5 protein-coding genes are annotated in these 7,979 nt (G+C 67.4%); 2 read left to right on the top strand and 3 right to left on the bottom strand.

What is annotated here, in order from left to right; translation table 11 throughout:
* The first annotated feature begins 41 nt into the window (after positions 1-41).
* Both ABSH63_RS15485 and ABSH63_RS15480 read left to right on the top strand, forming a co-directional pair.
* Positions 42-596: an oxygenase MpaB family protein gene (locus ABSH63_RS15485; protein ID WP_434223285.1), complete on the top strand. Its 555-nt coding sequence runs from the start codon at positions 42-44 to the stop codon at positions 594-596.
* Positions 526-2,991 (top strand): TonB-dependent receptor, encoded by a 2,466-nt coding sequence (locus ABSH63_RS15480; protein ID WP_352890978.1) that lies wholly within the window; start codon positions 526-528, stop codon positions 2,989-2,991. Before ABSH63_RS15485 ends, ABSH63_RS15480 begins: the two co-directional genes overlap by 71 nt.
* On the opposite strand, the gene ABSH63_RS15475 is transcribed toward ABSH63_RS15480, so the two are convergent.
* From ABSH63_RS15475 to ABSH63_RS15465, 3 genes are all read right to left on the bottom strand, one after another.
* Positions 2,937-5,153, bottom strand: coding sequence for a molybdopterin-containing oxidoreductase family protein (locus tag ABSH63_RS15475; RefSeq protein ID WP_352890976.1), 2,217 nt, complete (start codon positions 5,151-5,153; stop codon positions 2,937-2,939). The two genes, ABSH63_RS15480 and ABSH63_RS15475, sit on opposite strands and share 55 nt — an antisense overlap.
* The gene (gene roxB, locus ABSH63_RS15470) at positions 5,150-7,180 is read right to left on the bottom strand and encodes a rubber dioxygenase RoxB (protein WP_352890974.1); all 2,031 of its coding nucleotides are present in this window, start codon (positions 7,178-7,180) and stop codon (positions 5,150-5,152) included. Before roxB ends, ABSH63_RS15475 begins: the two co-directional genes overlap by 4 nt.
* A 27-nt stretch (positions 7,181-7,207) precedes the next feature.
* Positions 7,208-7,979: c-type cytochrome (locus tag ABSH63_RS15465; RefSeq protein ID WP_491630894.1), on the bottom strand; the 772-nt coding region annotated here is incomplete at its 5' end.

The following is a 7,979-nucleotide window of genomic DNA, read 5'->3' as shown; positions in this document are numbered from 1 at the left end:
GCACGACTACAACCACGAGATCCCGCACGAGTCACTACGCGATCTCACGCCCGTCGAATACCGACTTCACCACCACCCCGAGACCTCTAGTAATCCGTGGCACTAAACTGGGGGAGGCGACAAGCGCGCCGACCTCGCAAGCCGCCTTGGACGCCTTGTTCGCAGCGATGCAGCCGAAGCTGCAGCCGACGCCGGTGATCTTCGAGTTCTTGGACCTGATGCGGAAGACGCCGGTGTTCCCGCGTCCGCTGCGCGGCCTGCAGCGCGTGCTACTGCGCGCCGCGGTGCAATTGGTGCCGGCGACGCTACGGCAACAACTGCGCATCGGCCGCGAGTGGGAACTGCGCCACTGGGAACGACCGATCGTTCGCGTCGCCGCATGGCTCGCCGATCGCTTTACGCCGCGCAACCATCCGATGATCGAAGCCTGCCAGCGGCTCGGGCTGAATCCGAAGACGCTGTTCGCCAACGACTCGACGCAGCCTCGCCAGCTGCAGGCTAAAACACGTAGTTGGGGGAGGAGCGATGAACAAGGGCAGACGTGCCGCCGCGCTGGTTCTGCTGCTGAGCGCCGGCTGCGCCGCGGCGCAGGATGAATCGCTCGACGCACTGCTTACGGCGCAGGACGCCGAAGCGACCGCGCCGGAAGCGGCGCCCGCGCTCGACGTCATCGAACTCGCCGACGAGCCCGCGGCCGCGCCCGAAGCGCGCCCTCCGCCACGCCGCACAATCGAGGAGATCGTCGTCACCGCGCAGAAGCGCGAGCAGGGTCTGAGCGAGGTGCCGATCTCGATTTCGGCATTTGATGCCGAGTTTCTCGCCGACGCAGCGATCACCGACTTTCGCGATCTGTCGATCTTCGTGCCCAATGCGCGCATCGATGCCAACGGCACGCTGCCGCAGCTCAGCATCCGCGGCTTCAACGCGCATCCGCTGAACCGCGCGTTCGAGCAGGCGATCAGTCTCGTCGTCGACGGCGTCACCTACGGCACCTCGCCGTTCTTCCAGTTGCCGCTGTACGACATCGGTCGCGTCGAAGTGCTGCGCGGGCCGCAGGGCACGCTGTTCGGCAAGAACAGCACGGCCGGCGCGTTCAACATCGCGACGCGCGCTGCCGACAGCGACGAACTCGAAGGGCATCTGAGCGTGCAGGGCGGCGAGCTGGAGCGCCGTCGCGTCGAGCTCGGTGTCGGCGGCCCCCTCGGCAGCTTCGGTTACTGGCGCATCGCCGGTCTGTACGACGAACGTGACGGCCTGCTCGACAACACCACGGACGAGACCGTACCGACCGCCAACCCGCGCATCAACGGCCGCGACCGCCGCGCTGCGCGACTCAAGCTGGCGTTTGCCGATCTCGGTGGCTTCGATCTGCGCCTGGCGGCCGAGACGGTCGACGTGAGCCTGACCGGCTTCGGCGCCGAGCTGTTTCTGGTCGCGCCGCAGTCGGTGCCGCTGTACCGCCTGTTCGACGCGAACTTCGACGACCTGCCGAACAACTACGTCGGTTCGATCGACGCCGACGAGTACACCGACATCGCCGGCGAAATCTACACGCTGGAACTGACACGCGCGCTCGGCGAATGGGACACGACGCTTATCGCCGGCCATGCCGATCTGCTGTTCGACAACATCGCCGATCCCGACTTCGGTCCGGCGCCGGCGCTGACCTTGATCCAGAAGGATCGCCATCCGCAGTCCACGATCGAACTGCGCACCAGTTCGCCCGAACTGGACGGCCTGTTCGGCTTCGGCGACACGGGCACGAGCAACCTCACGGTCGGCGCGTTCTGGCAGAACCGCCGCTTCACGGATTCCGAGGCGGGCCTGCGCATCGATCCCACGGCGACGCTGATCTTCCTCGCGGGCGACACCTTGCCGCTGCCGATCCCGCTGCCCCAGCCGGGCGGCGTACTGCCGCCGAACAATCCGGCCGACGACGAGGTCGGCATCATCTATTACGACCAGATCACCCGCTCGGCGGCGCTGTTCGGCCAGTTCGAGTGGTCGCCGACGCCGGCGTGGATGCTGCAACTCGGCCTGCGCTACTCCGACGAACAGAAAGAGGCGAGCTGGAACTCCGTGTCGGTGCAGGGTACCGGCCTGCTCGCCCGGCTGGCGCTGGGGCGCGAGCCCTATACCGCCGACGCCGATCGTTCCGAACAGCAACTAAGCCCCAAGGCCCTGGTGCGCTACATATTCTCCGACGACGCCAGCCTCTACCTCGCCTGGGTGCGCGCATTTCGCGCCGGCGGCTTCAACCAGATCGCCTCGACCGGCGACCCCGACGGCCTGCAGCACGACGAAGAGCAGGTGCGCTCCTGGGAAGGCGGCGGCAAGTTCACCCTGCTCGATGGCGCCGCGCAACTCAACGTCGGCCTGTTCTGGATGAACCTCAGCGACTTCCAGGTCGTGACCCAGGACCCGAGCGACGTCGGCTTCACCGTGCTCAACGCCGGCGAAGCGCAGGCGCGCGGCGTCGAGATCGACGGCCTGTGGCTGGTCAACGACTGGCTCAGCCTGCAGGGCAGCCTCGGCTTCAACGACAACGAGTTCCTCAACTTTCCGTTCGGCACCTGCGCCGCCGGCAACGAAGACACCGACGGCGACGGCGACGAGCGCTGCGACATCAGCGGCGAGCCGCTCGACTTCGCCTCGCGCTTCACCGCGACGCTCAGCCCGCGCGCGGAGTTCACGCTGCCGTGGCAAAGCCTGGCGCTCGACCTGGGCGTCGTCGCCGCCTACCAGAGCAGCTACTTCGCCGACAACGCCCTGCGCGACGAGCGCGTCAAACAGGACGGTGTCACGCGCTGGAACGCCTATGTCGGCATCGCCTCGGCGGACGGCCGCTGGCGCCTGCGCATCGTCGGCGAGAACCTCACCGACGAGGTCGTCGCCAGCTACAAGAGCGACGTGCCGCTGGCCACCGATACGTTCTATCAGACGCTGGAACCGGGGCGGCTGATCTTTGGTGAGTTCAGCTGGCGGTTCTGAGACGAGGCGCAGTGCCGACGACGGCTCGCCTCGTCCGTGCCCGGCCTCGACAGCTCGATCGGAATGCCGGTCATGTGCGCCTGGTTACTCAGCGGATCGTAGCTGCCCGGGCCGCTCGGCAGCAGCTCGTTGACGTTGACGCCGGGATAGCGCTGCGCCACGCGCATGCCGGGCGTGCGCGACTGGCCCCAGCCGTGCGTCATTGCAGCGACGCCGGCGCGCAGGGTGTCGTCGATGTGGATGCTGGCCTCGATGGCGCCGTACTCGGAGCGCACTACGACGGCATCGCCGTCCTGCAGGCCCAGCCGTGCGGCGTCATCGGGCGACAGGTGCAGCGGGTTGTGCTGCTGATGCGGGCGCTTGAGTTTCTCGACGTTGTGAAACCAACTGTTGTGCATGTACGGCGTGCGCAGGTTGATCAGCCTGATCTGCTGCGGTGCTTCCTGCTGCAGCTCGGCGAAGATCGCGTGCGCTCTTGTCAGCGCATCGGCAAACAGCGGTGGGCAGCAATCGACGCGCCGATCCGGTGTCTGGATGTGCTCGTCGTAGAAGCGTCCCGGCTGCGGCGGGGGCAGTACCACCGTGCCGCCGGGTTGCACGCGTAGCCGTGCCGTCGACAGGCCGGCGTAGCCGAGCATGTGATCGAAGCGGGCGAGTGGATCGGTATCGATGGTGAGCGTCGGTTCGAGCGCCTGACCGATGCGCGTGCAGATCCACCATTCCTCGCGGCGCTCGCCGCGCGGCGGCACGACCGCCGCGCTGTATTGCACGAAGGGTTGCGACTGCATGCCCAGGCCGCAGAGGTTCAGATCGGCGCGTTCGAGCATGTCGGCGCAGGGCAGCAGCCAGTCGGCATATTCGCCGGTGGCATTGCGGTACAGATCGAGCACCACCAGCAGGTCGAGCTTGGCGAACGCCCGGCGCAGGCGCGCTTCGCCGCCGATCGACAACAGCGGGTTGCCGGCCATGACGATCAGCGCACGGATCGGTTCCTCGCCCGACGCCGGATCGGTCTCGATCAGGTCGGCGAGCAGATTTCCCGGCAGCGCGCCGCGAATCTCGCGCAGCGGACCGAACGGCGTGTCGCGGAATGCGATCGCCTCGGCGTCGATGCGACCGGCCTTCGCCGCAGGATAAAAGCCTACCGCGTACAGATTGCCGCCGCGGCGATCGAGATTGCCGGTGACGAAGCTGAGCATCTGCAAAAGCCAGTAGCACAGCGTGCCTTGCCGACCCATGTTGACGCCGGTGCTCATGTGCACGCACGCGGATTCGGCGCAGGCGAACTCGAGCGCAACGCTGCGGATGGTTGGCGCGTCCAGGCCGACGATCTCGGCGACGGCCTGCGCGCTGTACGGCGCGATGAACGCGCGCAGCCCTTCGATGCGCTTGCCGTGCGCGGCGATGACGTCCTCGCGGAACAGGCCGGCGGCGTCGATCTCGTGCAGCAGTGCGGCCATGAGATACAGATCGGTGTCGGGCTTGATCTGCAGCACCTCGCCGGTCGCCGGCGTCGCCGACTCGATTCGGCGCGGATTGACGAAGCGGATGGTCGCGCCGCGGCGGCGCGCGTTGCGCAGCGCCTTCATCGGATCGGCGATCGACACGAAGCTCATGTGCGAGACCGCCGGGTTCTCGCCGAAGATCAGCGCGTAGCGCGTGTGTTCGAGGTCCGGCACCGGATGCAGCGTGCTGGTGCCGAACACCGCCTCGGCGCCGGCAAACTTGTTCGCGCAATCCTGCGTGCCCGAGTTGAACAGGCGCTTTGACCCGAGCTGACGCAGCAGTGCGCTCAGCGCCGGTGCGGCGGTCGCGTTGAACGCGCTCGGATTGCCGAAGTAGCCAGCGATGGCGTTGCCGCCGTGGCGCTCTCGGATCTCGCGCAGACGCTGTGCGATGTCAGCGATCGCCTCGTCCCAGCCGCGCGCCTCGAACAGACCGCCACCACGCTCGCCCTTGCGTGCGAGCGGCACGTCGAGCCGATCCGGGTCTTCATGGATCGCACCAAAGCCCAAGCCGCGATGACAGGCGAAGCCGCGCGTCACCGGATGGTCCACATCCGGCCGCAGCTTGAGCAGTCGATCGCCCTCGACCTCGGCCACCAGTCCGCAGGACGGCTCGCAGATGCGGCAGAAGGTGTGGACCTTGCGGCGCGCGCTCACAGCGTCTTTAGGTACTCGATGATCGCGCGTCGCTCGGCATCGGTGAGCACGGCGGTGAAGTCGTGGCCCTGGTTGCCCTGGCTGTACTTGTAGGTGTTGTAGACCTTGCGGTTCTCGATATCCTGCCGGTTCATGCGCAGGCCTTCGGGGCGCGGCAGGTTCCACAGCGCGCCGAAGTTTTCGAACAGCAGCGAGATCGCGTTCTGCAGTGTCGACGGACCGCTTTCGTCGCCCGGGGTACACGCGAGCCACGGACTGGTGCCCGGGTCGCCGCAGGCGAGCACCTCGTACTTCCAGCCGAGCTTGTCCTGGTCGTAGGCGCGCTCGAAGCTGGTGTCGTAGCCCATCACCACCAGGCCCTCCTGATCCGGGCGCGCCGGCGTCGACACGCGCCGCCACAGCTTCGGCCGCTCGCGCGATGGATCGAGCACGCCCCAGATGTTGGGCACCGACCCGTTGTGCAAGTATGGCGCCGCCGCCCAGATGCCCCACAACGGCGGCGCGAGCAGAATCGGCGTGAGGTCTTCGGTCTCGCCGTAGGCGCCGTGGCCGCAGTAGAGAAAGTTCTGCTTGTCGGTGGCGGACGGGAAGCTGCCGTCGGGATTGCGCAGGCTCTGCATCGCCTCGGCATAGACCGGATCGGTGCGGATCACGTCCATCGGCACCGTGTAGGCGGCGATGCCAGCCAGTTCCGGGGTTTCGAGGAAGGCCGGATCGTGGACATAGCGCGGCGAGTAGGCGCCATGGCAGCTCGCGCAGGAGCCGTTGCCGGCATCGGGCCGCGGCGCGGGATTGTTCAGGCCGTCGGCCCACAGGTCCTTGGCGTGGAACAGGATCGCGCCTGCCTCGGCGAGCCGCCGGTCGATGCGGCCCGGATACTGCGGCGAAGGCAGTGTTTCCGCCCAGACCTGGAACGGCCCGGAGTGCGCATCGTTCCACGCCAGGGCCTTGGCATCATTGCCGCTAAGGCTGGCCTGCAGGTCGTAGTAGGCGGCAAGGTCGATCCGTGAGGAATCGGTCGGCAGGATCGCGCCGTGGAACTTCTGCGGACGGTACGCGAGGTTCCACCACGGCGGACTCTTGATGTTGCCGATCGCCTGGCTGAACACGATCTTGGGATTGAGCAACAGTTCGGGATCGAGCCTGCTGAACAAGACGAAGGCGAGCTGGAAGAAGTCGATTGCGCCGGTGCCGCGGTTTTCGGAGATCGTGATCAGGCGCAGCGCGGCATCGACGCCGGCGCCCCCGCCCTGGCCGAAGTCGCTGCCGGCGACGGTGAAATCGCCGATGCTGCCGGCGCCGCCGAGCATCGGACCGAGCTCACCATTCGCGGTATCGATCTGGCCGTTGTGGCAGAGCACGCAGACCTTGGTGCCGATCCGACCGGTCCAGGTGCCGTCGGCGTTGCGGATCTGCGTGTACGCCAGGGGCAACTGACCGGAGCCCCCATCGGTGAGATTCGGGTCCTCGCCCGGGAGCGGATAGGGATTGCGCCACGGCGTCAGCGGCGAGCCGTGACGCTGGGCCACCAGCTCGTCGAAATTGTCGGGGCGTCCCGGCAGACCCCAGACCTCCCACAGCCGGTTGTAGTCCTCGGCGGCGATGCCGCGCGGATTCTCCTGGCCGCCGGCGAAGGATACCGGCGAGCCGATCTCGCCGTTGCCGTGCGCAACCAGGGCGCCGAGCTTGACCTGCTCGCGCAGCTCACCGCAGGTCGTCGGCCTGGGGACGGCATTACCGCAGTCGCGCCAGTAGGCGTTGAACGCTACCGCGCGGCCTTCGTTGACGCCGGGCACCAGCAGTGTGCGCGGATCGCGTGGCAGTACCGCGCTGTCGGGTTGCCCTTCGCAGAAATTCGCCCAGACATTGCCGCCGCGCTCGCCGCCGAGCAGCGGGTATTCGGTCGTGCCGGGCCCGCCGCCGCTGCCAGGATTAAGCGGCGCGGCCTCGGTCGGCGTGCCGTCGGCACAGGCGCCGAGCAGCAGCGCGGCAGAAGCGATGAGGGCGGGCTGGAAGCGGGTGTTCATCGATGTCTCCTCGGTACGGCCGTGCCGCTACAGCGTCTTCATGTACTCGATCAGGGCGCGACGCTCCTGATCGGTGAGCACGGCGGTGAAGTCGTGGCCCTCGTTGCCCTGACTGAAGAGGTGCGTGTTGTAGATCTTGCGATCCTCGATCTGCTCCGTCGTGAGTTGCAGCAGCGAGACGGCGTTGCCGAGGTTCCAGGCGGCGAGGATGTTGCCGTAGAGCAGATCGATGAGGGGCTGCGTCAGTCCCGGGTTGTCGCCGGCGCACTGCAGCGCTGGGATCGTGCCGTCGCCACAGGCGAGTTCGTCGTATTTCCAGCCGAGCTTTTCGCCGTCGTAGGCGCGGTGGATGTCGGTGTCGAAGCCCATGATCACCTGCCCGGCCTGATCGGGGCGCGGCGGCGTCGACACGCGCCGCCACAGCGCCGGGCGATCCTCGGGCTTGAGCAGACTCCAGACATCGGGCACCGAACCGTTGTGCAGATAGGGTGCGGTCGCCCAGACGCCGTACAGCGGCGGCGCCAGATAGCCGTGCTCACGCTCGCCGCGCGTTGCCGCGCGCGTCTGCATGCCGCAGTCGAGCTGCGGCCCGGCGCCATGGGTTTCCGGGTACCCAATGTCGGTGCGTGACAAGGCCTGCGAAACGCCTTCGTTGTCGGTGTTCGCACGTGCCGGATCGGTGCGGATCACCGACAGCGGCACGACGTAGCTGGCCACACCTTCGAGCGTGGGATCGGCGAGGAAGTTCGGATCATTGATGTAGCGCGGCGAGTAGGCGCCGTGACAGCTTGCGCATGAT

The sequence above is a fragment of the Sinimarinibacterium thermocellulolyticum genome, from assembly GCF_040327995.1.
Classification (GTDB): Bacteria; Pseudomonadota; Gammaproteobacteria; order Nevskiales; family Nevskiaceae; genus Solimonas; species Solimonas thermocellulolyticum.
Note: the sequence above shows the minus strand (reverse complement) of the source record. Positions and strands in the feature narration are given on the sequence as shown.